This is a genomic window from Janthinobacterium sp. FT14W, assembly GCF_009208755.1.
In the GTDB taxonomy this organism is placed as follows: domain Bacteria; phylum Pseudomonadota; class Gammaproteobacteria; order Burkholderiales; family Burkholderiaceae_D; genus Janthinobacterium; species Janthinobacterium violaceinigrum.
In genome coordinates this window covers 59551-80774 of record NZ_WFLL01000007.1, presented here as the reverse complement: position 1 = coordinate 80774, position 21224 = coordinate 59551, and the positions used below count along the sequence as shown (strand labels likewise).

General features: G+C 66.4%; 24 protein-coding genes. 13 read left to right on the top strand and 11 right to left on the bottom strand.

Translation table 11 applies throughout. The features are described 5' to 3' along the window. Positions 1–3: 3 nt before the first annotated feature. On the bottom strand, positions 4–1419 hold the full coding sequence (locus GCN74_RS07345) for a coniferyl aldehyde dehydrogenase (protein ID WP_226938921.1): 1416 nt from the start codon (positions 1417–1419) through the stop codon (positions 4–6). 196 nt (positions 1420–1615) lie between these two features. On the opposite strand from GCN74_RS07345, the gene trxC reads away from it, so the two are divergent. The 5 genes from trxC (at position 1616) to GCN74_RS07320 (ending at position 4408) form a co-directional block, all read left to right on the top strand. After that, positions 1616–2068 carry a thioredoxin TrxC gene (gene trxC / locus GCN74_RS07340; RefSeq protein ID WP_152256051.1) on the top strand — a complete coding sequence of 151 codons (453 nt, stop codon included), beginning with the start codon at positions 1616–1618 and terminating at the stop codon, positions 2066–2068. A 70-nt stretch (positions 2069–2138) separates the two neighbouring features. After that, positions 2139–2660, top strand: coding sequence for a MarR family winged helix-turn-helix transcriptional regulator (locus GCN74_RS07335; protein ID WP_413541531.1), 522 nt, complete (start codon positions 2139–2141; stop codon positions 2658–2660). After that, positions 2657–3403 (top strand): HEAT repeat domain-containing protein, encoded by a 747-nt coding sequence (locus GCN74_RS07330; protein WP_152256049.1) that lies wholly within the window; start codon positions 2657–2659, stop codon positions 3401–3403. The genes GCN74_RS07335 and GCN74_RS07330 overlap by 4 nt, the downstream gene beginning before the upstream one ends. A 16-nt stretch (positions 3404–3419) precedes the next feature. Then, on the top strand, positions 3420–3755 hold the full coding sequence (locus tag GCN74_RS07325; RefSeq protein WP_152256048.1) for a DUF6616 family protein: 336 nt from the start codon (positions 3420–3422) through the stop codon (positions 3753–3755). Positions 3756–3817: 62 nt separating this feature from the next. Beyond that, on the top strand, positions 3818–4408 hold the full coding sequence (locus GCN74_RS07320) for a DUF1287 domain-containing protein (RefSeq protein WP_152256047.1): 591 nt from the start codon (positions 3818–3820) through the stop codon (positions 4406–4408). On the opposite strand, the gene GCN74_RS07315 is transcribed toward GCN74_RS07320, so the two are convergent. Then, positions 4377–5849, bottom strand: coding sequence for a PLP-dependent aminotransferase family protein (locus tag GCN74_RS07315; RefSeq protein WP_152256046.1), 1473 nt, complete (start codon positions 5847–5849; stop codon positions 4377–4379). The genes GCN74_RS07320 and GCN74_RS07315 overlap by 32 nt on opposite strands. Positions 5850–5953: 104 nt before the next feature. On the opposite strand from GCN74_RS07315, the gene GCN74_RS07310 reads away from it, so the two are divergent. After that, positions 5954–6394: a carboxymuconolactone decarboxylase family protein gene (locus GCN74_RS07310; protein WP_086138404.1), complete on the top strand. Its 441-nt coding sequence runs from the start codon at positions 5954–5956 to the stop codon at positions 6392–6394. An 80-nt stretch (positions 6395–6474) separates the two neighbouring features. After that, positions 6475–6783, top strand: a complete 309-nt coding sequence (locus tag GCN74_RS07305) for a hypothetical protein (protein ID WP_152256045.1) — start codon at positions 6475–6477, stop codon at positions 6781–6783. Positions 6784–6910: 127 nt separating this feature from the next. On the opposite strand, the gene GCN74_RS07300 is transcribed toward GCN74_RS07305, so the two are convergent. Continuing rightward, complete coding sequence (locus GCN74_RS07300) at positions 6911–8098, bottom strand: multidrug effflux MFS transporter (protein ID WP_152256044.1); 1188 nt, start codon at positions 8096–8098, stop codon at positions 6911–6913. Between the two features lie 188 nt (positions 8099–8286). Between GCN74_RS07300 and epsC the strand changes: the two genes are divergently transcribed. Beyond that, on the top strand, positions 8287–9225 hold the full coding sequence (gene epsC, locus GCN74_RS07295) for a serine O-acetyltransferase EpsC (protein ID WP_152256043.1): 939 nt from the start codon (positions 8287–8289) through the stop codon (positions 9223–9225). A gap of 123 nt (positions 9226–9348) precedes the next feature. Here epsC and GCN74_RS07290 read toward each other — a convergent pair whose 3' ends face one another. From GCN74_RS07290 to GCN74_RS07265, 6 genes are all read right to left on the bottom strand, one after another. After that, the gene (locus tag GCN74_RS07290) at positions 9349–9828 is read right to left on the bottom strand and encodes an META domain-containing protein (protein WP_193316999.1); all 480 of its coding nucleotides are present in this window, start codon (positions 9826–9828) and stop codon (positions 9349–9351) included. An 85-nt stretch (positions 9829–9913) separates the two neighbouring features. Then, on the bottom strand, positions 9914–10819 hold the full coding sequence (gene bla, locus GCN74_RS07285; protein WP_152256042.1) for a subclass B3 metallo-beta-lactamase: 906 nt from the start codon (positions 10817–10819) through the stop codon (positions 9914–9916). A gap of 65 nt (positions 10820–10884) precedes the next feature. Then, positions 10885–11670, bottom strand: a complete 786-nt coding sequence (locus GCN74_RS07280; RefSeq protein ID WP_152256041.1) for a hypothetical protein — start codon at positions 11668–11670, stop codon at positions 10885–10887. 111 nt (positions 11671–11781) lie between these two features. Further along, a complete protein-coding gene (locus tag GCN74_RS07275) occupies positions 11782–13173 on the bottom strand; it encodes an LLM class flavin-dependent oxidoreductase (RefSeq protein ID WP_152256040.1) in 1392 nt (463 codons plus the stop codon). A 3-nt stretch (positions 13174–13176) separates the two neighbouring features. After that, positions 13177–14004 (bottom strand): MetQ/NlpA family ABC transporter substrate-binding protein, encoded by an 828-nt coding sequence (locus GCN74_RS07270; protein WP_152256039.1) that lies wholly within the window; start codon positions 14002–14004, stop codon positions 13177–13179. A gap of 21 nt (positions 14005–14025) precedes the next feature. Continuing rightward, complete coding sequence (locus GCN74_RS07265) at positions 14026–15240, bottom strand: acyl-CoA dehydrogenase family protein (RefSeq protein WP_152256038.1); 1215 nt, start codon at positions 15238–15240, stop codon at positions 14026–14028. Between the two features lie 256 nt (positions 15241–15496). On the opposite strand from GCN74_RS07265, the gene ssuE reads away from it, so the two are divergent. From ssuE to GCN74_RS07240, 5 genes are read left to right on the top strand one after another with little or no spacing between them, the layout of a single operon-like run. Beyond that, positions 15497–16138: an NADPH-dependent FMN reductase gene (gene ssuE / locus GCN74_RS07260; RefSeq protein WP_152256037.1), complete on the top strand. Its 642-nt coding sequence runs from the start codon at positions 15497–15499 to the stop codon at positions 16136–16138. 24 nt (positions 16139–16162) lie between these two features. Further along, positions 16163–17167: a sulfonate ABC transporter substrate-binding protein gene (locus tag GCN74_RS07255; protein ID WP_193316998.1), complete on the top strand. Its 1005-nt coding sequence runs from the start codon at positions 16163–16165 to the stop codon at positions 17165–17167. Between the two features lie 21 nt (positions 17168–17188). After that, the gene (ssuD, locus tag GCN74_RS07250) at positions 17189–18349 is read left to right on the top strand and encodes an FMNH2-dependent alkanesulfonate monooxygenase (RefSeq protein ID WP_152256036.1); all 1161 of its coding nucleotides are present in this window, start codon (positions 17189–17191) and stop codon (positions 18347–18349) included. Position 18350: 1 nt separating this feature from the next. Continuing rightward, on the top strand, positions 18351–19142 hold the full coding sequence (gene ssuC, locus GCN74_RS07245) for an aliphatic sulfonate ABC transporter permease SsuC (RefSeq protein WP_152256035.1): 792 nt from the start codon (positions 18351–18353) through the stop codon (positions 19140–19142). Between the two features lie 17 nt (positions 19143–19159). Then, positions 19160–19990 (top strand): ATP-binding cassette domain-containing protein, encoded by an 831-nt coding sequence (locus GCN74_RS07240; protein WP_152256034.1) that lies wholly within the window; start codon positions 19160–19162, stop codon positions 19988–19990. Here the strand turns inward: GCN74_RS07240 and GCN74_RS07235 are convergent. Both GCN74_RS07235 and GCN74_RS07230 read right to left on the bottom strand, forming a co-directional pair. Continuing rightward, the gene (locus GCN74_RS07235; protein ID WP_152256033.1) at positions 19947–20657 is read right to left on the bottom strand and encodes an HAD-IA family hydrolase; all 711 of its coding nucleotides are present in this window, start codon (positions 20655–20657) and stop codon (positions 19947–19949) included. The genes GCN74_RS07240 and GCN74_RS07235 overlap by 44 nt on opposite strands. 55 nt (positions 20658–20712) lie before the next feature. Then, positions 20713–21168 carry an META domain-containing protein gene (locus tag GCN74_RS07230; protein ID WP_152256032.1) on the bottom strand — a complete coding sequence of 152 codons (456 nt, stop codon included), beginning with the start codon at positions 21166–21168 and terminating at the stop codon, positions 20713–20715. Positions 21169–21224: the final 56 nt, after the last annotated feature.

Here is a 21224-nt window from a genome sequence, read left to right as displayed (position 1 = left end):
CCCTCAACGCGTGAGGAAGGCCAGCACGCGGCTGGCCAGCTTGCCGTACGGCGGCCACAGCAGTTTTAGCGTGCTGAAGCGGGCCTGGTAGAACACGGGCCGCAGCTTGCTGAAGGTGTGAAAACCTTCGACGCCGTGGTAGTGGCCCATGCCGGATTCGCCCACGCCGCCGAACGGCAAATCGTGCTGGCCCACGTGGAACAGGGCGTCGTTGACGGACACGCCGCCCGACATCACGCGGTCGATCAGCAACTGCACGGTGCTTGCCTGCTTGCTGAACGGATAAATGGCCAGCGGGCGCGGTCCCGCATTGATGTTGTCGATCACGGTATCCAGGTTCGCATAGCCGCGCAGCGGCAGGATGGGGCCGAAGATTTCGCGCGTCAGCAGCAGACAGTCTTCAGGGGCATCGAGCACGATGTGCGGCGCGATCTTGCGCGTGGTCCGGTCGTACGCAGGGCCCGGCAACAGCGAAATCACGTGCGCGCCCCGTGCGCGCGCTTCGTCGAGCGCCTGCAGCAGGCGCTCAAAGGCTGCCTCGTCGATGATGGAAGTGTAGTCGGGCGTGTCCAGCCGCGGGTAGCGCGTGGGCACGATCCGGCGCGCATGCTCGACGAAGGCGGCGATGCCCGCTTCGGGCAGCCAGGCATGGTCGACGCTGGTGCAGATTTGCCCCGCGTTCAGGAACTTGACGAACAGGATGCGCTCGGCGGCCGTGCGCAAGTCGAAATCGGCGCAGACGATGGCCGGCGCCTTGCCGCCCAGTTCCAGGGTGACGGGGCACAGATTGCGCGCGGCCGCCGCCATGACGGCCCGGCCCGTCTGACCGGACCCCGTAAACAGCAGGTGGTCGAACGGCAGTTGCGAAAAAGCGATGCCCACGCCGCCTGTCTCATCAAAAAACTGCAATTTTTCCGGCGGAAAATAGGCGGGCATCCTGTCGATCAGCAGCCGGGCCAGGTGGCGCGAGTTTTCGCTCATCTTGACCATGGCGCGGTTGCCGGCGGCGAAGATGTAGGTCAGGGGCACCAGGCTCAGGTTGACGGGGAAATTCCACGGCACGATGACGCCCACCACGCCCAGCGGCTGCGGAATCACGCGGTTGCGGGCGCCGAGGAAATTGCGCCAGTCCACGCCACGGCGCTGCGGCCGCATCCATTTTTTTACATGTTTCAGGACGTGGTCGATGCCGTCGATGGCGGGAAAGATCTCCGCCAGCAAGGTTTCGTGCCGGGAACGGTTGCCGTAGTCGGCGCTGATCGCCTCGCACAGCGCTTCCTTGTGGTCGCGGATGAAACGCTGCAAGGTTTGCAGGTCGCGCCTGCGTTCGGCAAGCGTGGGCACGGGGTGGGCCAGGTAGGCGGCGCGCTGGCGGGCCAAGGTGGCGTCGAGCGCGGCGTGCGCCGGGGGAGCGGTCATGTGCATGGGTTTCCTTGCGTGGGCTGGCGGCATCGTCCCGGGCAGGGGGCGGCAATCCGATAATGATGCATATTACGCAGTATTTATGGCCAGGCAACAATTATCCACTGTCAATCGTGCGCGGTTGCCCTGGGTGTGCGCGAATCGCCGTAGAATGCCTGTTTGCCGACTCAACCTGCTTGCATTCAGGAATGCCATGACTTCGACCACGCCCGATTCCCTGCACATCGTTTGCCCCCATTGCGACGCCGTCAACCGCCTGCCCCATGCCCGGCTGGGCGAGCAGCCCACCTGCGGCAAGTGCCAGAAGGAGCTATTCATGGGCCAGCCCGTGGACCTGGCCAGCGCCCGTTTCCTCAAGCATATCGAACGCAGCGACATTCCCGTGCTGGTGGATTTCTGGGCGCCATGGTGCGGTCCCTGCCGCAGCATGGCGCCATTCTATGTGCAGGCCGCCAAGATCCTGGAACCGGCGTTTCGCGTCGTCAAGGTGAATACGGAGGCGTCGCCGGACCTGGGCAGCCGTTTCAATATCCGCAGCATTCCCACCCTGGCCCTGTTTCGCAAGGGCGTGGAAGTGGCGCGCCAGCCGGGCGCCATCGATGCGCAAGCCATCGTCGCGTGGGCGAGGGACAAGGCACGTTTGTAGGCGCATGGGAAAGCCGTTGAGGTTTTCCATTTGACATTTAATATGGCGCCATATTATATTGCGCCATATGATAAAACTCGAACAGAAATACACGGCCCTGCTGGGCGACGTGCAGCGCCGCGCCATCGGCGGGGGCGTGCCCGCCGCCATGGGACAGTTGCGCCTGTGCTTTGAAGTGCTGGGCCTGGCGTCCGCCATCGATGGCGATTGCGCCACGCGACTGGGCCGGCACGGCCTGTCGGAGGGCAAGTTTGTCTTGCTGTTCCTGCTGCGCGACATTCCCGAGGGACTCTCGCCGCACGAACTGGCCGAGCGGGCCGGCGTGACGCGCGGCACCATCACGGGCTTGCTCGACGGCCTGGAGCGCGACGGTTTCCTGGCCCGCCACGCGGACCAGCTCGACCGGCGCAAGCTGCTGGTGCGCCTGAGCGCCAAGGGCGAAGCGGCGGCCGCGACCCTGGTCGATGAGCATGCGCAATGGATCGCCAGCCTGTTTGCCGATTTCACGCAGCAAGAAATGCAGTTAATGAGTTCGCTGCTGGAAAAAGCCTGGCGCAAGACGGACAGCGGCGACATGCAGGGCGGGCCATGAGCGGCGGCATCGCCGGCATCGCTCCCGCGCGCCTGGCCCTGCTGAACGGGGGGAGCGTGGCCAGCGCCACCCTGACGGAAGGGCTGGCCATCGATTTTGCCGTGCTGCTGGCCGCCGCAGTGCCCGGTATCGGCGCCGCCCGGCTGGATCGGATGCATGCGCAAGCGGCGGCCGGCATCACGAAGCGCATGGCGCTGGCGGCGCAATTGCTGCTGGAGGCCAACGCCGAGCTGGCGCCGCTGCAAACGCACCCGTCCGACACGGTGCGAGGCTGGGTCTGCTTTACCATCGCCTTTCAAGCCGGTTTGACCTTGCCGCAACTGCTGGCGGCCATGCGGCCGCTGGCCGACGACGGGCACTTCGGCGTGCGCGAGTGGGCTTGGCTGGCGCTGCGGCCCCGGCTCGCTGCCGAGCTCGCGGATGCCATCGCGCTGCTGGCCCCATGGACGGCGGACCCGTCGGAAAGAGTGCGCCGTTTTGCCTGCGAAGCGCTGCGCCCGCGCGGCGTGTGGTGCGCGCATATTGCCCAGCTAAAAGCGCAGCCGCAGCTGGCCTTGCCCCTGTTGCAAGCGTTGCGGGCGGACCCGGCCGTCTACGTGCAGGATTCCGTGGCCAACTGGCTCAACGATGCTGCCAAGAGCCAGCCGGACTGGGTGCGTGCCCTGTGCGCGCAATGGCTGCAGGACAGTGCCAGTGCGGCCACGCAGCGCATTTGCAAGCGGGCCCAGCGCTCGCTTTCTTAAATTTTTGGAGGAAACCATGCATTATCTGTTGGAACTGTACAGCCCGAAACCCGCCTGGCTGGCCCTCGACGCCGCTGCGCGCCAGGCGTATTTCGACACGGTGGGCGCGGGCATGGCGGCCTTGTCCGGCATGGGGGCCGAAGCGCTGGCCATGGGTGCGCTCGATGGCGGCAAGCTGCATGGCGCGCCACAGCAATTCTATGCCGTCTGGCGCCTGCCGGACGAGGCGGCACTGGACGCCTTGCTGGTCGGCATCGCCGCCACGGGCTGGCACGATTACTTCGACACCGTCAATGCGGCGGGACAGGCCGTGGATTTCCCCACCCACCTGGGCCAGCTGGCCGGGGTCTAAGCGTCCGCCGTTTTCCTTGCCGCTGCGGTAAAGTTGGCATTTCCATCCGACCATTGACGTTGATGCCAATCAAACTGTTCTCCATCCTGATGCTTGCCCTGGCGCCCATGCTGGCGTCGGCCATCCCTGCCACCCCGCAAGCCCTCGTCGCCGCGGCCCGCAGCCAGGTGGGCGTGACCCTGCAGTACGATCCCCGCTATGAACGCCTCGCGTATCCGGGCGGCGACGTGCCGCTCGAGCGGGGCGTGTGCACGGACGTGGTCGTGCGCGCCTACCGCCAGCTGGGGCAGGACTTGCAGGTGCTGGTACACGAGGATATGCGCAAGGCGTGGCAGGTGTACCAGCAGCAGGGACGCTGGCAGATGAAGGCGCCGGACCGCAATATCGACCACCGCCGCGTGCCGAACCTGGGCACCTACTTTGCCCGCCATGGCACCAGCTTGCCGCCAAGTAAGGAAGCGCACGCTTACCGCGCGGGCGATATCGTCACCTGGCGTTTGCCGCGCAACCTCACGCATATCGGCATCGTCAGCGACAAGCAGTCGTGGGGCGGCGTGCCGCTCATCATCCACAACATCGGCGCGGGCGCGCGCGAGGAAAATATTTTATTCAGCTATCCGATTACGGGACACTATCGCTGGCAGCCACGCTGACGGGCAGGGGTGCCATGTCTTGCAGGATCGCCAGCACCTTGGCCAGCGCCGTGTCGATATCGAGCTTGTCGATGGCGCCATAGCCGAGGAACAGGCCTTCATGGCGGGCGGGGCCATGGTAAAAGCTGGACAGCGCATACAGGCTGATGTCGGCCAGGCGGGCGCGGCGCAGCAATTCGGCGATATCGAGCGGTGCCTGCGCCAGGGCCGCCACGTGGAAGCCGGCGCTGGCCGGCACCAGGCGGAACCACGGCGCCAGCGGACCGTTGAACCAGTGCTGCAGCCGCTCGCGCCGTCCCGCATAGATATCGTGGCAGCGGCGTATGTGGCGCAGCAGGTGGCCATCGTGGATGAACTTGGCCAGCGCATGCTGGCCCAGGCTGGCCGTGTGGCAATCGCTCAGGTATTTCACCGTCTGCACGGCGGCCACGATGGCCAGCGGCAGCACCACGTAGCCCAGCCGCAGTTCCGGCAGCATGATCTTGGAAAAGCTGCCCACGTGGGCCACGACGCCGTAGCGGTCCATGCTTTGCAGGGAATCCTCGGGCCGGCCCTCGTAGCGGAAGGCGCTGTCGTAATCGTCCTCGATGACGATGGCGCCCAGCTGGTGCGCCCGCTCCAGCAAGGCATGGCGGCGCGCCATGCTCATCGGCATGCCGAGCGGGAACTGATGCGCGGGCGTGACATAGATCAAACGCGTGCCGTCGGGGATCTGCTCCACCATCAGGCCATCCTCGTCCACCTCGACACCCACCACGCGCGCGCCCTGGCTGGCGAACACGGCGCGCGCCACGGGGTAGCCGGGTTCTTCCACGGCAACCGTGTCGCCCGGCTCCAGCAGGGTTTGCGCCAGCAGGTGCAAAGCCTGCTGCGCGCCGCTGGTAACGAGTACCTGTTCGTCGGTGCAATGGATGCCGCGGCTGAAGGCGGCATGGCGGGCAATCGCCGCGCGCAGGGCGGGCAAGCCTTCCGCGGGGCCGTAGCGGCCGCGCGCCTGGCCGCCCTGGCGCAGCGCGTGCAGCATGCAGGCACGCCATTCATCCTGGGGAAAGTGCGATGGCGTGGCGCGCCCGCCGATGAAGGCGTAGCGCGCGGGCGTTTCCTGGCTGGCCCGGCGCAAGGGCGTGGGCGTCGCTTCCCAGCGGGCGATGCGCTGGGCGCTGGCCAGCGGCGTGCTGGCGTGGCGCCGCTGCGGCGAGGCGTGCGGCGTCTGTACGAAGCTGCCCACGCCGACCTTTCCTACCAGCAGTTTTTCATAGCCGAGCTTGTCATACACGTCGGACACGGTCTTGCGCGACAGGCCCAGCTGGCTGGCCAGCAGGCGCGAGGGGGGCAATTGCTGGCCGTCGGCCAGGCGGCCCGAGCGGATGGCTTCGCTGAGCTGGCGATACAGCTGGCCGCCCAGGTCGCGCGTGCCGTCGATCAGGATATGTAATTCCATGGGGTATCTGTTGGTGGTCTGCCGTTTTTCGGCAGGATTGGCCTGCCGCGCGCGCTGCCCGCGCTTCTACAATAGTGCATCTTTACTTGATCAAGGAATGCATCATGACACAGCAACGACTCGATTTCACACAAGCTTCGCCGGACGCCGTCAAGGCCATGTACGCGCTGGAAGCGGCCATCGCCAAACTGGGCGTGGAACACTCGCTGCTCGAGCTGATCCGCCTGCGCGCCTCGCAGATCAATGGCTGCGCTTTCTGCGTGGACATGCACACGAGCGATGCGCGCAAGGCGGGCGAAACGGAGCGCCGTTTGTACGCCGTGTCGGTCTGGCGCGAAACGCCGTTCTTCACGCCGCGCGAGCGGGCCGTGCTGGCCTGGACGGAAGCGCTGACCCTGCTGCCGCAGAACCATGCGTCCGACGCAGACTACGCGGCGCTGGCGGAACAATTGACGCCGGCCGAGATGGTCAACGTCACGCTGGCCATCGGCTCCATCAATACGTGGAACCGCCTGGCCGTGGGTTTCCGCAAGATGCCGGAATAAGTTCTATGTTCGCTGGCGAACAGACGATTGTCGCTGCGTCGCCTACCTTGGCGTCATGATCCATCAGCGAGGGACGCATCATGCAAGCGAATGTGGGAGCAGGTGTCGACAAGACGCCGCAGCAGCTGGAAGCGGCACGGGAAGAGGCGCGCCGCGCATTCATCGCGGAACTGTGGCGGCGCTTTGAAACCTTGCAGGAATGGGCCGTCAGCCATTGGCCCGACCAGCAGCATCCCCTCAGTTCCGCCGACTTCGTCGAAGCGCGCAAGGAAATATTGAGTTTGCGTTCGCCGGCCGGTTCCCTGAACCAGCCGGCCACGCGCGACGGCGCGGAACCGGAGCAGGGCGGGGCGCAATATGTCGATGTGACGCCTGCGCTGTGGCCTTGAGGAGCGCCTGAGAAAACGTCCATGACTGCGTTGCCGTGCCTTGCCGTACTAGCGTACTGCCTGCGGCACGGCGCCTTGTCCTGAACGTTTTTCAGGTGCTCCCGACCTGAAAAATCCACTGTAAAAGCTACTGCTTGACCGCTTCCGCTTTCCCGCCCTGCGCAAACACCCAGCACAACAAGCTCACCAGCAGTCCCGCCATCACCCCATACGCCAGATTCAAGGCGCTGTCGAACAGCAGCGGCGCCACCAGGCCCGACACCAGCGCGAACAGCAGCATCTGGATGAACGACTGCATCGACGACGCCAGGCCGCTGTTGTTGGGGAAGTGGTTAAGCGCCATCAGGGTCATCGGCGGCATGGCGATCGACAGGGCGAACGAGTAGAAGAACAATGGCAGCACGGCCCATGGCACTTCGGCGGCAAAGAAGTAGTTGTAGCCGATGTTGGCCAGCGCGGCCACCAGCATCAGGATGAAACCGGCCCAGATCATCTGGCGCTGGCCGTAGCGGTGGGCGATCTTCGCCGACAGGGCCGAGCCGAACACCATGCCGCTAATCAGGGGAATGAACAGCCAGGCGAATGCCGTTTCCGGCAGGTGCAGGATGTTGATGATGAAATAGGCGGCCGAGCCGATGTACAGGGCGAAACCGCCAAAGGCGGCGCCGATGGCCGTCGACAGCAGCAGGAACTGGCGGTGGCACAGTACTTTCCAGTAATTGACGGCGATGTCGCCCAGGTGGAAGGCGTGGCGCTGCTCCTTCGGCAAGCTTTCCGGCAGCGCGCGCCAGACGACGACGAACATCAGCACGCCGAAGGCCGTCAGGAACCAGAAGATCCAGCGCCAGCCCAGGCTCACCTGCAGCCAGCCGCCCAGCACGGGGGCGATGGCGGGCGCCAGCGCGAACACCATCATGATGTGCGAGAGGATCTTTTGCGCGGCGGCGCCCGAATAGCGGTCTTGCACGATGGCGCGGCCGATCACGGAGCCGGCGCCCGCCGACAGCCCCTGCAGGACGCGCCAGGCCAGCAGCCAGCCCAGCGACGGCGCCAGCGCGGCGCCCACGGAGGCGATCACATACAGCACCAGCGAGACGAGAATCACGGGACGGCGTCCGAACGAGTCGGACAGGGTGCCGTAGAACAGCATCATGAAAGCGAACGTGAACAGGAAAAAGCTCAGGGTTTGCTGCACCAGCAGGGGGCTGGCATTGAAGTCGTGCGCGATGGCGGGGAAAGACGGCAGATAGGTGTCAATTGCAAGCGGTCCGACCATCGCTAGGCCCGCCAAAATCCATGTTAATAATTTAGTCATGTTGAACAGTGTTTTTGTTAGCCCGTCATTTTACGCTAGTGCCCGGAATCGGGTTTGGCGGGGCGCGGTTTGCCGTTCATATGCGTTTTTCGCATATCAAACCTTGGAATCCTTCGTTTGCTTTGCCTGCCGCCGCCGTTAAGCTGGGGCGACCCGGCCTGTTTGCCGTTTTCTGGAAGTGATACGCCATGCACAGCATTTATCCCGCAGCGCCCGCCGACGACACGGCCCAGTGGAACCTGGGGCCCGTGATCCAGGCCTTGCGCAGCTCGCGCGAAGACAAGCACAAGATCCGCCATAACGGCAGGGTGCGCGAACTGCCGTCGCGCGAGGCGCTCACCACCATCGTCAACGGCTTGTCGGCCGCCCTGTTCCCCACGCATTACGGGCGGCCCAATCTGACGGATGAAAGCATCGATTATTTTGTCGGCGACACGCTCAACACTACCTTGAACCGCCTCAGCGAGCAGGTGCGGCGGGGCCTGCTGTTTTCCGTTCCGGCCGGCGAGGAACACGCTGCCGCCAGCGACGATGCGGCGCTGGCGGCAAAGGCGCGCGACATCACGCGCGCGTTCGCCGCCAGCCTGCCCGATATCCGCGCCCTGCTGGTGTCGGACGTGCAGGCCGCCTACGCGGGCGACCCGGCCGCCACCTCGGTGGCCGAGATCATGCTGTGCTATCCGGGCACCATCGCCATCCTGTACCACCGCCTGGCGCACCAGCTGCACGCGCTGGGCGCGCCGTTCCTGGCGCGCCTGATCGCCGACATCGCGCACACCTTGACGGGCATCGACATCCACCCGGGCGCGCACATCGGCGCGTCCTTCTTCATCGACCATGGCACGGGCGTGGTGATCGGCGAGACGGCCATCATCGGCCAGCGCGTGCGCCTGTACCAGGCCGTCACCCTGGGGGCCAAGCGCTTTCCTGCCGATGCCAGCGGCGCCCTGATCAAGGGCACGCCGCGCCACCCCATCGTCGAGGACGACGTGGTCATATACGCGGGCGCAACCGTGCTGGGGCGCATCACCATCGGCGCGGGATCGACCATCGGGGGGAATGTGTGGCTGACGCAGAGCGTGCCGCCAGAAAGCAATGTATCGCAGGCGCAGATGCGCAATGACTGAAGAGTGGCCGAGAAAACGTCCATGACGGCGTTGCAGCGCCTTGGCGTACTAGCGTACTGCCTGCGGCGCTGCGCCTTGCCCTGAACGTTTTTCTGGCACTCTTCACATGCGGGAGTGGGGGTTTTACTTCACCGTCAGCGCTTCATAGCGCGCCACGGGCACGCCATCCTTCAGCAGCAGCAATTCCTGGTCGGCGTAGCGGTAGCCGTTGACTTCGCCCAGGGTGGTCAGCAGCAGGCGTTCCAGGTCCATGTCCTGCGGCTGGCACATCATCATGGTGCCGGCCATCTGCCCGAAGGCGAGGGTGCTGACGCCATCGCTGGTGTAGCCGCCCATCATCTGGTTACAGCCGCTGTGGCCACTGGCGCGGCCTTCGGCCAGCAGCAGGGTCACTTCGCGCTGCTCGGGCGCCTTGCGCAGCACTGGCTTGCCCTTCAATTCCTTCAGTTTCCACTGCGTGTCCGTCAGTTTCGGCGCCGGCTTGGCGGGCGAGGCGGCGCCGGGCGCGGCGGCGGCGGCATCGCTGCGCACGGGCGTTTGCGCGCAGCCGGCGGTGATGGCGACGATGGCGGCGAGGGGGATCAGTCTGGCAAGTGTGAACATGGCATTTCCTTCTTCAAATGAATGGCGCCAGCGTAGCAGATCGGCGCCACGCCAGCGTGCACGGTTGACAAGCGCATTGACAAGCTCACTGCTGTTTTTCCTGTTCCAGCCGGGAGTCGAGCAGGGTGCGCGCCGCCGCCACATAGGCGCGGCAGGCTTGCGGGTCGACAAAGGCGTCGCTGCCTGCCGTGGCGCTCGCTTCCAGCCGCTCCCATAATTGCGACGCCTCCGGATGCGCGGAAATGAGCACGTCGCAGGGCAGCTTTTCCAGCGTCTCGAAGCTGTGGCGCAGATCCGCCAGCGCGTTCGGATATTCGCTGCTGGCGCTGAACCTGAAGCCGGGGCGCGAGACGGCGTTGATGCTGTCCGCGTACACCATGTTCAGGCAGCGGGGGCCGTCGCACGATTGCCAGGTCCAGCTCAGGCCTCCGGGCGTGTGGCCCGGCGTGGCGTGCGCCGTCAGCGCAATGGGGCCCACATTGAAATGGCTGCCGTCGCGCGCCAGGCGCATGTCCTTCACGGGCGGGTACGCGGGCAGCGCGTGGTATTGCGGGTCGTCCGGCCCCACTTCGCCCGATGCCAGGTCCAGCGCGGCCGACGGGCTGGCGGCGACCAGCGCATTGCTGCGCCGCTGCAGTTCGGCCAGTCCGCCCGCATGGTCGATATGGCCGTGCGAATTGAGTATCAGCTTGACGTCCTCGATGCGCAAGCCCAGCGCGGCGATATTGGCGATGATCTTCGGCGCCGATTCGGGCAAGCCGCCGTCGATCAGCACATGGCCCTGCGGCGAGGTGACGAGCACGGAACTGAGGCCCTTCACGCCCACATAATAGGTATTGCCGAAGATGCGGAACGGCGGCTGGTCCGCATTCCAGGCGGCGCAGACGTCGCAGCCCGGCGTCGGCGGCGTGGCCGGCGCCTGCGCCAATGCCAGGGCGCCGTGGCCTGCCAGCAGCGCCAGTGCCAGCGCGCGTGTAAGAGTGGGGGGCATTGCGATCCTTATCCGTGTTGCCAAGGTGGCGTATGCTGACATGGAACGGGGCCGGACGCAAACGCCTACGGAGCGGCGGGCGGCGCGCCGGCGGCATCCGGCTGGTAGAGCAGTTCGATCAGGGTATCGTCCCCGTAGCGGGTGTCGCCGATGGGCGACAGGAAGGCGCGGCCTTCCTTTTCCACCTTCAGGGCGATGCGGCGCTCGCCATCGAGCAAGGTGGCGCTGGCGATGGCCTGGTCGCTGCGGGTGTGCATCTTGAGCTGCTCGGAAGCGCACCAGTCGGTGGTGCGCAGCAGGGTGCCGACCAGGGTGCGTATCCAGAACGGTATCTCTTTCTTGGCGATGGCAATCGTCACCTGGCATTGCAGGCGCAGGTCGCCCAGGCGGCGCATGCCGGCCGGCACGCCGTCGCTGTGTATGGACGGCTGCCAGCGGTAATTGCCCTTTTTCTTGTTGGTGACCAGGTCTGCGTCCTCGCTGTCCGCTTGCGCGCTGCGCGGCAGCGTGAAACTGCCGTCGGCGGCCAGGGGCAGCGCAATCGAGGTTTCGTTGCCGGCGATGCGCAAGGCCAGGTCCTGCATGGCGTCCGCCGGCGCGCGGCTGCTCGCGACCAGCTTGAAGCGCACTTCGCGCGCCCCGGGCGCCAGCGCATGGTATTCATCGAAGGCGTCCAGGCCGGCCGCCATCACGCGGTACGACTTCAGTTCCGGATTGCGGATGCTGTTGACGTGGATGGACTGGCCGGTTTCCGCCGGCGCTTCGGCCGGCGCGTCAGCCTGCGTGGCGGCGTGCGCCGCGGCCTGGCTGCCGCACAGCAGGCCGGCGGCCAGGGCTGCGCAGGAGAACAAGAATGCCGGTTTGCATGGAGAGAAAAAGGAATGCACGCGCTTGCCCATGTGTTTTCAACATGGCAAGCTAACATGAATGGCAAGGCTTGTCACTGGCCCGCTGTCAGGCACTCACGCCGCGGCCAGGGTGGCGCTGCCGGATTCGATGCTGACCTGGCGGCCCGCATGGCTGGCGGGCAGGCGCGGGCCCTGGCCGAAGACCTTGTGGCGCAGGCTGCCTTCCTCGTAGCGGGTGCGGTAGCGGCCGCGCCGCTGCAGTTCCGGCACGATGTAGTGCACGACGTCGGCCATGCTGTCGTGGGCCACGGCGAAGGCCAGATTGAAACCGTCGATGCCCGTTTCATCGAGCCAGCTTTCCAGCTGGTCGGCCACCTGGCGCGCGTCGCCGACGATGACGGGGCCGCGCCCGCCCAGGCCGATGTATTCGGCTGCCTCGCGCACCGTCCACTTGCGGTCCGGGTCGGCCTGGCTGAACGAGGCCAGCGCCGAGCGGCCGGCCGGGGAATCGATGTATTCGATGGTGGCGTCGAGCGGGTAGCGGCTGAAATCGACGCCCGTCCAGCCGGACAGCAGTACCAGCGCCGCCTCGATATTCACGTGGCGCAGGTAGCCGGCGTGCTTGGCGCGCGCTTCCTCTTCCGTGGCGCCCGTGATGACCAGCGCCTGCGCGTAGATCAGCAGCGCATCGCCATCGCGCCCGCCTTGCCGCACGGCGGCGCGCAAGTCGTCGGCGTAGCGTTTCACCACCGTCTTGCTGGGGCCGCTGACAAAGGTGGCTTCCGCATGGCGCGCCGCAAAGCGCGTGCCGCGCGGCGAGGTGCCCGCCTGGTACAGCACGGGCGTGCGCTGCGGCGACGGCTCGCACAAATGGATGCCGGGCACCTGGTAGTGGCGCCCGGCATGGTTGATCGGATGGACGCGGGCCGGATCGGCGTAGATGCCGCGCGCCTTGTCGTTGACGACGGCGTCGTCGTCCCAGCTCTTTTCCCACAGCTTGTAGACGACGTCCAGGTATTCGTCGGCCAGGTCGTAGCGTTCGTCGTGGCCCAGCTGCTGGTTCAAGCCCAGGTTGCGCGCCGCGCTATCGAGGTAGCCGGTGACGATATTCCAGCCGATGCGCCCGCCCGTCAGGTGATCGAGCGTGGAGATGCGCCGCGCGAACGTGTACGGGTGCTCATAGGTGAGGGCGCAGGTGACGCCGAAACCCAGGTGCGTGGTGGCCTGCGCCATGATGGGCACGAGGGCCAGCGGGTCGTTCAGCGGTACCTGCACGCCGTGTTCCAGGGCCGCATCGAGGCTGCCCCGGTAGACGTCATACACGCCCAGTACGTCGGCGAGAAAAACCGCGTCGAACAGGCCCGCTTCCAGCAGCCGCGCCAGTTCCGTCCAGTGTTCGGGATCGGTATAGCGGTGGCTGCGGTCGCGCGCATGCGTCCACAGGCCCGGCGACTGATGGCCGACGGTATTCATCTGGAAGGCGTTGAAGCGTATCGTCTTGGCCATGGCTTATTTGGCCGCCGTCTGCAAGGCCAGCTGGTAGTCGGGTTTCGAGTAGCCGGCAAAGTGCCTGTTCGTGATGTCGAGGAATTCGCGCGAGCGGTAGGCGGCCGCCAGGTCCTTGGCGAACTGCTTGTCCTTGTCGGCCGTGCGCACGGCCACCAGGTTGATGTAGTTGGGCGAGATCTTCTCGGCCACCAGCGCATCCGTCAGCTTCAGCCCGGACGCCAGCGCGTAATTGCCGTTGATGAAGGAGTAATCGGTGTCGCCCAGCGAGCGTGGCAGCTGCGCCGCTTCCAGCGGCAGCAGCTTGATTTTCTTGGTGTTGACGGCGATATCCTTTTCCGACGCGCGCACGGGGTCGAAATTGTCGCGCAGCTTGATCCATTTCAATTGGTCGAGCAGCACCAGCGCGCGCGCCTGGTTGGTCGGATCGTTCGGCAAGCCCACCGTCGTGCCTTCCTTCACGTCGTCCAGCGTCTTGTGCTTCTTGCTGTAGATGGCGATCGGCGCCGTGGGTATCGTGATCAGGTCCGTCAGCGCCAGCTTGTGCTCCTGCGCGAACTTCTTCAGGTAGACGATGTGCTGGAAGACGTTGGCGTCCAGCGAGCCTTCGGCCAGCGCGAAGTTGGGCTGGATGTAGTCGTTGAATTCCACCAGCTTGACCTTGTAGCCCTGTTTTTCAAGGATAGGCTTGATGCCCAGCTTGATCTGGTCCGCGTACGGCCCGGCGCTGGTGCCGATGGTGATGTCCCTGGGGTCCTTGGCGAGGGCAAAACCGCTGGACAGGGCGAGGGTCAGGGCGGTGAGCAGTACGGTGCGGCGGGCGATGGTCATGGTGGCTCCTTGGTGGGTGAATCAGGAATATGCCGTCGGCTCGGGCACGGTGCCGTTCAGGGCAAAGCGTCCCAGGTCGCGCAGCTTGTAGTCGATGGGGTCGTGCAGGGTGTGCACGCGCACGTTGCGCCAGTAGCGGTCGAAGCCATACTGGGCCGAGGTGGAGCGGGCGCCCGTCAGTTCGAACATCTGGCTGCCGATTTCCAGGCCCGCCTTGTGCGCCAGGCATTTGGCTTCGGCCACGGAAACGGCCAGCAAACCCCGTTCGCGTGCCGTCACCAGCGCGCCTTTGCGGAATACCTTTTCCAGTTCCTGCGCCGCGCCGTCGGCCAGCACTTGCGCGGGACGCAGCAGCAGCCAGAGCTGGCCGTAGCGGTGCTGCAGCAAGGGGTCGTCCGTTGCCGTGGCCACGCCCGAGGCAAACCAGGCCTTCGCCTGCTCGTCCGTGTAACGGCGCGCCGCCTCGAACGCGCCTTCGGCGATGCCAAGGTACAGGTTCGCCATGATCAGCTGCGCGATCTGCGAGCGCACGGTGGCTTGCGGCGTGGCGGCTTGCGCGGGCTGCTGCAGCACCAGTTCGCGCGGCAGGGCGACGGCCTGGAAATGCACATTGCCGCTGTCCGTCTGGCGCTGGCCGAAGGCGTCCCAGTCCGCCTGCACGGTCACGCCGGCCTGGCGCGTGGGCAGGGCGGCGATCAGCGCCGTCTGCGTGGGCGCATGCCAGGCCGAGACGGTCAGCCAGTCCGACCCCACGGAGCCGGAAGAAAAGCTCTTGATGCCGTCGAGGGTGAAACCGTCGTCGCTGTCGGCCGCGATGACCCGCTTGTCGAGGGGATTCAAGGCATTGCCCCAGAACAGGCGCTCGTCGACGGTGAGTGTCAGCAGGCGGCGCTGCTGCTGCGCGCTGCCGTACAGCTGCAGGCCGGCCAGCTGCAAATGGTGGAAGCCGAAGACGTGCGCGAGCGCGCTGTCGGCCCGCGCCAGGATGCGGATCACCTGGTACACGAGGGGCCACGATGCGCCCTGGCCGCCGAACTCCACGGGAATCGACAAGGTCAGCAGGCCTGACTCGCGCAGCCACTCGCGCTCCTGGGCCGCATGGCCGCCGGCCTGGTCGCGGGCGTTGGCCGTTTCGGCCAGGCGCGCGGCCAGCGTGGTGGCAATGCGGATGGCGTCCTGCAGGGGTTCCGGTGCGGGTGCGGCGGGGCGGGTGGCATGGAGAAAAGCGCTAGACATGGGGACAGTTCCAGAAAGACGATGCAGTCGATATTGCACCGCCGGGCGCGCGCCGTACACGAAGAAAACCGCACATGGATATGCGAAAAAAGCCAGGCCGCCGCCTGCGCCATGGCGTGCGGGGCGTCAGTGCCGGATAGTCGGAAAACGCATATCGAAGCGCGAAAGCATTCGTTTTGCCGGGCCGCCGATGGCGATAGGCTGCAAGCATCTTGAGTAGTCAAATCAATCGATCACGCACAGGGACGGACATCACATGAGCATCTTGTTATTGGGCGGCAGCCCGCAACTCCCATCGAGTTCCAGCCGTTTGCTCGCGCATATCGGCGAACAGCTGGCGCTGCAAGGCCATCACTACGCCAGGCTGCACGTGCGCGACCTGCCGGCGCGCGCCCTGCTGCTGGCCGACTACGACGACGCGGCGATTGCCCGCGCCGTGCGCGCCGTGGCCGACGCCGACGCCATCGTGATCGCCACGCCCATCTACAAGGCGTCGTATACGGGCTTGCTGAAGGCCTTCCTCGACCTGTTGCCGCAGGATGGCCTGGCGGGCAAGCTGGTGCTGCCGCTGGCCACGGGCGGCGGCCATGCCCACACCCTGGCGCTCGACTACGCGCTGCGCCCCGTGCTGCACGCGCTGGGCGCCAAGCAGGTATTCACCAGCATTTATGCCAATGCGCAGCAGCTGGAGTGGCACGCAGAGCATGGCCTGAGCCTGGATGCGCCGATCGCCGCGCGCGTGCAGGCCGGCATCGAGGAACTGTCCGCCGGCCTGTTCGTGCTGCAGGGACAGCGCCCGCCCGTTCCGGCGCCAGCGCATGCTGCGGCCGCGGATGCTTCCGTGCCCGGCCGTTCGCTGCAGGACCAGCCGTACGCGCCCCGATTTCAAGCCGCCTGATTATTCACCGACCAAGGAACTGCCATGACACACCGCCACGCACAACGACTCTCGCGCCGTACCACCTTGGGCTTGCTGTTTGCCGCCGCCGCTGGCGTGATGACGGCCGGCATGCCCGCCGCGGCGCAGGCGCAGGCCAAGGGGGAAGCGCAGGTGCGTATTGGCTACCAGAAGTACGGCACCCTGACCCTGCTCAAGGGGCGCGGCACCCTGGAAAAACGCCTGGCCGAGCAGGGCGTGGGCGTGAAATGGACGGAGTTCCCGGCCGGCCCCGTGCTGCTGGAAGGCCTCAACGTGGGCAGCATCGATTTCGGCACCGTGGGCGAGGCGCCCCCCATCTTTGCGCAGGCGGCCGGCGCCAACCTGGTGTATGTCGGCAATGAGCCGGCGTCGCCGGCCAGCGAAGCCATCGTCGTGCCCAAGGGTTCCGGCCTGCGCACCCTGGCCGACCTGAAGGGCAGGAAAATCGCCCTGAACAAGGGCTCGAACGTGCACTACCTGCTGTTGAAGGCGCTGGAAAAGGCGGGCGTCGCGTATGCCGACATCCAGCCCGTGTTCCTGCCGCCGGCCGACGCGCGCGCCGCCTTCGAGCGGGGCAGCGTGGATGCCTGGGCCATCTGGGACCCGTTCCTGGCGGCCGCGGAAAAGCAGCTGGGCGCCCGCGTGCTGGCCGACGGCAAGGGCCTGGTGGCGAACTACCAGTTTTATCTCGCCTCGCGCACGTATGCGGAAAAAAATCCCGAGATCCTGCGCATCGTGCTCGACGAGGTGGCCAAGGTCGATGACTGGGGCCGCAACAACCCGGACGAAGTGGCGACGATTCTCGCCGCGCAGACGGGCTTGGGCAAGGATGTCGTGGCGCTGGCCGCCTCGCGCTATGCGTATGGCGTCAAACCCGTGTCGGTCGACGTGATCGCCTCGCAGCAAAGGGTGGCCGACGCGTTTTCCAGCCTGAAGCTGATACCGAAACCGATCGTCGTCAAGGACGCGCTGCTGCCGGCGCGCCAGCTGGCCACCAGCACAAAATAAACAAGCAAAGGAAAGCGCACCATGTCATTGAATGTCTTCTGGTTCATCCCTACCCACGGCGACAGCCGCTACCTGGGCACGTCGCAGGGCGCGCGCCCCGTCGATGCCGATTACCTGCGCCAGGTGGCCGTGGCCGCCGATACCCTGGGCTACGACGGCGTGCTGCTGCCGACGGGCCGCTCCTGCGAAGATGCGTGGGTGGTGGCTTCGTCCCTGATCAGCGTGACGCAAAAGCTGAAATTCCTCGTGGCCATCCGCCCCGGCCTGTCCACGCCGGGCCTGGCCGTGCGCATGGCCTCCACCTTCGACCGCCTGTCGAACGGGCGCCTGCTGATCAACGTCGTCACGGGCGGCGACCAGGGCGAACTGGAAGCGGACGGCCTGTTTGCCGACCACGCCAAGCGCTATGAAATCTCCGATGAATTCATCAAGGTGTGGCGCGCCACCCTGGCGGGCGAGGGCGGCGCGGCCGGCTACGATTTCGAGGGCAAGCATATCCAGGTGAAGGGCGCGAAAACCCTGTATCCGCCCGTGCAGAAACCGTACCCGCCCCTGTATTTCGGCGGTTCGTCCGAGCCCGCGCATGAACTGGCGGCCGAGCAGATGGACGTGTACCTGACGTGGGGCGAGCCGCCGGCCGCCGTGGCGGAAAAGATCGCCGACATCCGCGCGCGCGCCGCCAAGCGGGGCCGCACGGTGCGCTTCGGCATCCGCCTGCACGTGATCGTGCGCGAAACCAACGAGGCGGCCTGGCGCGCGGCCGATGAACTGATCAGCCACCTGGACGACGACATCATCGCCAAGGCGCAGGCGGCCTTCGGCAAAATGGATTCCGTGGGCCAGCAGCGCATGGCGGCCCTGCACGGCGGACGGCGCGACAAGCTCGAAGTGTCGCCCAACCTGTGGGCCGGCGTGGGCCTGGTGCGCGGCGGTGCGGGCACGGCCCTGGTGGGCGACGGCCCGACGGTGGTGGCGCGCATGCAGGAATACGCGGACCTGGGCATCGATACCTTCATTTTCTCCGGCTATCCGCACCTGGAAGAGTCGTACCGCTTCGCCGAACTGGTGTTCCCGCTGCTGGGCAAGGGCAAGGCCGTGGGCGAGCAATCCTTGAGCGGCCCTTTCGGCGAAGTCATGGCCAGCAATATCGTGCCGGCCGCGCCGCAGAAAAAGGCGGCCTGAGATGGCGGCCAGCTCCATACAACGGGCCGGCGCCGCGCCCTGGCGCAATGGGCTGGCGCCGTGGGCCTTGCCCGTGGCGCTGCTGCTGGCCTGGCAGCTGGCGACGCAGTGGGGCTGGCTGTCGAGCCGCATCCTGCCCGAGCCTTGGGCCGTGGCGAAGGCCTTCTGGCACCTGGCCGCGTCGGGCGAATTGTGGCTGCACCTGAAAACGAGCTTGTGGCGCGCCACCGTCGGTTTCGTCGTCGGCGCGGGGCTGGGCTTGCTGCTGGGCCTGCTGACGGGCAGCTTCCGCCATGCGGAAACCCTGCTCGACACGACCCTGCAAATGGTGCGCAACATCCCCGCGCTGGCCCTGATCCCGCTGGTGATCCTGTGGTTCGGCATCGACGAGACGGCCAAATTGTTCCTGCTGGCCGTCGGCGTGTTCTTCCCCGTCTACCTGAACACCTTCCACGGCATCCGCTCGGCCGACCAGGGCTTGATCGAAATGGCGAAAAGCTACGGCCTGTCCGGCTGGCCCTTGTACCGCGACGTGATCCTGCCGGCCGCCATGCCGTCCATTCTGGTGGGCGTGCGCTTTTCGCTGGGCCTTGTGTGGGTGCTGCTGATCGTCGCCGAAACCATCTCCGCGCAGGCCGGCATCGGCTACATGACGATGAATGCGCGCGAATTCCTGCAAACGGACGTGGTGCTGGTGGGGATTTTGCTGTACGCCTTGCTGGGCAAGCTGGCCGATCTGTTCTCGCGGGGGCTGGAGCGCCACTGCCTGCGCTGGAATCCCGCCTACCGATAATGATTGAAGAGGACACCATGCTGCTCGCCCCCATCCAGATCGAAACGGACTTCTTGTCCCATTTCGTGCAGTACGATCCCGCCGGCGCGCCGCCGCACGCGAAGACGGCGCCCGCCGCTCCCCTGCAGCGCCGCGGCGTGCCCCTGGCCTTGACGAAGCTGAGCAAGTCCTACACCAGCCGCCCCGTGCTGAAAGACGTCGACCTGCAGCTGGAGGCGGGCGAGTTCGTCGCCATCGTGGGGCGCAGCGGCTGCGGCAAGAGCACCTTGCTGCGCTCGATCGCGGGCCTGGAAAGCATCGACGGCGGCAAGATCGCCATCGGCAGCGGCGTGGGCGCGCCCGATATCCGCATCATGTTCCAGGAATCGCGGCTGCTGCCGTGGAAGACGGTGCTCGACAACGTGGCCCTGGGCTTGCCCCGTTCCGTGGGCGCGGCGGCCGCCTCGCTGTGGACGGTGGGGCTGGCCGAACGGGCCGACGACTGGCCGGCAGCCTTGTCGGGCGGGCAGAAACAGCGCGTGGCGCTGGCGCGCGCCCTCGTGCACGAGCCGCAACTGCTGCTGCTCGACGAACCGCTTGGCGCGCTCGACGCCCTCACGCGCATCGAGATGCAGCAGCTGATCGAGTCGCTGTGGCTGGCGCGCGGTTTTACGGCCGTGCTGGTGACGCACGATGTGGCCGAGGCCGTGGCCCTGGCCGACCGGGTGCTGCTGATCGAGGAGGGGCAGATCACGCTGGACCTGCAGGTGGACTTGCCGCGCCCCCGCCAGCGCGGCAGTGCGGCTTTCGCCGCGCTGGAACAGGCTATCTTGTCGCGGGTGCTGCAACCGGCTCCGACAGCACGATGAAGCCGTCGCCATCGGCCGTTGCGACGATGCTGTCGTAGCTGTCGATGACGGGGTGGCGCGTGGCCAGCGGATGCGCATGGGTGGCTGTGACGACGATGACTTTCGCGCCGGCCGCTTCGCCCGCCTCGATGCCGACGGAGGCATCTTCGAACACCAGGCAATCGGCGGGCGCCACGCCCAGTTTTTCCGCCGCCAGCAAATAGCAATCGGGCCGGGGCTTGCCCGCCTTGACGTCTTCCGCCGTCACCATGACGGCAGGTATCGGCATGCCGGCCGCCTTCAGGCGGGCCGTGGCCAGCGCGCGCGGCGCCGACGTGACGATGGCCCATTGCGCGGGCGGCAGCGACTGCAGGAAACGCAGCGCGCCCGCGATTTCAATGATCCCTTCCACATCGATGATCTCGGCATCCGTGATGCCCTGCGACTCGCGCTGCGCGTCGACGCCGGGCAGGCGCAGCCTGGCGATGGTGTCGACGGAGCGCGCGCCGTGGATGGTGGGTAAAAAGGCCGCCACGTCGAGGCCCTGGCGCTGCGCCCACGTGCCCCAGATGCGTTCGGCGGCGGCGATGGAATTGATGACGGTGCCGTCCATATCGAAAAGAAAAGCCCGGTAGCGGCCGGCGGCCGATGGCGGGGGGACTGCGGACGGCGAGGGCAGGGCGGGCATGGCTTCCTTCCAAAAGATGGGCTGGAAGCCATTGTAACGGCAGTCGATTTTTATTTCACAGGTAGACCGATTCGTACTTGGCCACGGGCGCGCCATCCTTGAGCAGGATCAGGTATTCGCCATCGAAACGGTAGCCCGTCACGCTGTTCAGATTGGCCAGCACGGCGCTTTCCAGCTGCATCAACGGCGGCGGGCAAGCCATGCGCGTGCCTGCCAGCTGCGTGAAGCGCAGGGCCGTGCCGGCCAGCGTGTAGCCGCCCATGACCTGGTTGCAGCCCGTGAAGCCGTGGACCTTGCCATCGTCGGTGAGCGTGATGCGCACTTCGCGTTCCTGCTCCGGCGCCATGACGACCGGGGCGCCGTCGAGTTCCGTCAGCTTCCAGTAGGTATTCGTCAGGCTGTAGCTCGGCGCCAGGCCGGTATCCGGCCCGGCGCTGTCGGGCGTGGTGGCGCAGCCGCCGGCCATGGCGATGGCGGCGGCGAGGGACAGGTATTTCAGGCGATGCAGCATGGGGCGCTCCTGTGAGGGGAAATGCCTGCACACTAGCAGATTTTTCGCGCCGGCCG

Coding starts and splice junctions, on each gene's coding strand:
- GCN74_RS07345 (WP_226938921.1), bottom strand. CDS start 1,419: ATGACCGCTCCCCCGGCGCACGCCGCGCTCGACGCCACCTTGGCCCGC.
- trxC (WP_152256051.1), top strand. CDS start 1,616: ATGACTTCGACCACGCCCGATTCCCTGCACATCGTTTGCCCCCATTGC.
- GCN74_RS07330 (WP_152256049.1), top strand. CDS start 2,657: ATGAGCGGCGGCATCGCCGGCATCGCTCCCGCGCGCCTGGCCCTGCTG.
- GCN74_RS07325 (WP_152256048.1), top strand. CDS start 3,420: ATGCATTATCTGTTGGAACTGTACAGCCCGAAACCCGCCTGGCTGGCC.
- GCN74_RS07320 (WP_152256047.1), top strand. CDS start 3,818: ATGCCAATCAAACTGTTCTCCATCCTGATGCTTGCCCTGGCGCCCATG.
- GCN74_RS07315 (WP_152256046.1), bottom strand. CDS start 5,849: ATGGAATTACATATCCTGATCGACGGCACGCGCGACCTGGGCGGCCAG.
- GCN74_RS07310 (WP_086138404.1), top strand. CDS start 5,954: ATGACACAGCAACGACTCGATTTCACACAAGCTTCGCCGGACGCCGTC.
- GCN74_RS07305 (WP_152256045.1), top strand. CDS start 6,475: ATGCAAGCGAATGTGGGAGCAGGTGTCGACAAGACGCCGCAGCAGCTG.
- GCN74_RS07300 (WP_152256044.1), bottom strand. CDS start 8,098: ATGACTAAATTATTAACATGGATTTTGGCGGGCCTAGCGATGGTCGGA.
- epsC (WP_152256043.1), top strand. CDS start 8,287: ATGCACAGCATTTATCCCGCAGCGCCCGCCGACGACACGGCCCAGTGG.
- GCN74_RS07290 (WP_193316999.1), bottom strand. CDS start 9,828: ATGTTCACACTTGCCAGACTGATCCCCCTCGCCGCCATCGTCGCCATC.
- bla (WP_152256042.1), bottom strand. CDS start 10,819: ATGCCCCCCACTCTTACACGCGCGCTGGCACTGGCGCTGCTGGCAGGC.
- GCN74_RS07275 (WP_152256040.1), bottom strand. CDS start 13,173: ATGGCCAAGACGATACGCTTCAACGCCTTCCAGATGAATACCGTCGGC.
- GCN74_RS07270 (WP_152256039.1), bottom strand. CDS start 14,004: ATGACCATCGCCCGCCGCACCGTACTGCTCACCGCCCTGACCCTCGCC.
- GCN74_RS07265 (WP_152256038.1), bottom strand. CDS start 15,240: ATGTCTAGCGCTTTTCTCCATGCCACCCGCCCCGCCGCACCCGCACCG.
- ssuE (WP_152256037.1), top strand. CDS start 15,497: ATGAGCATCTTGTTATTGGGCGGCAGCCCGCAACTCCCATCGAGTTCC.
- GCN74_RS07255 (WP_193316998.1), top strand. CDS start 16,163: ATGACACACCGCCACGCACAACGACTCTCGCGCCGTACCACCTTGGGC.
- ssuD (WP_152256036.1), top strand. CDS start 17,189: ATGTCATTGAATGTCTTCTGGTTCATCCCTACCCACGGCGACAGCCGC.
- ssuC (WP_152256035.1), top strand. CDS start 18,351: ATGGCGGCCAGCTCCATACAACGGGCCGGCGCCGCGCCCTGGCGCAAT.
- GCN74_RS07240 (WP_152256034.1), top strand. CDS start 19,160: ATGCTGCTCGCCCCCATCCAGATCGAAACGGACTTCTTGTCCCATTTC.
- GCN74_RS07235 (WP_152256033.1), bottom strand. CDS start 20,657: ATGCCCGCCCTGCCCTCGCCGTCCGCAGTCCCCCCGCCATCGGCCGCC.
- GCN74_RS07230 (WP_152256032.1), bottom strand. CDS start 21,168: ATGCTGCATCGCCTGAAATACCTGTCCCTCGCCGCCGCCATCGCCATG.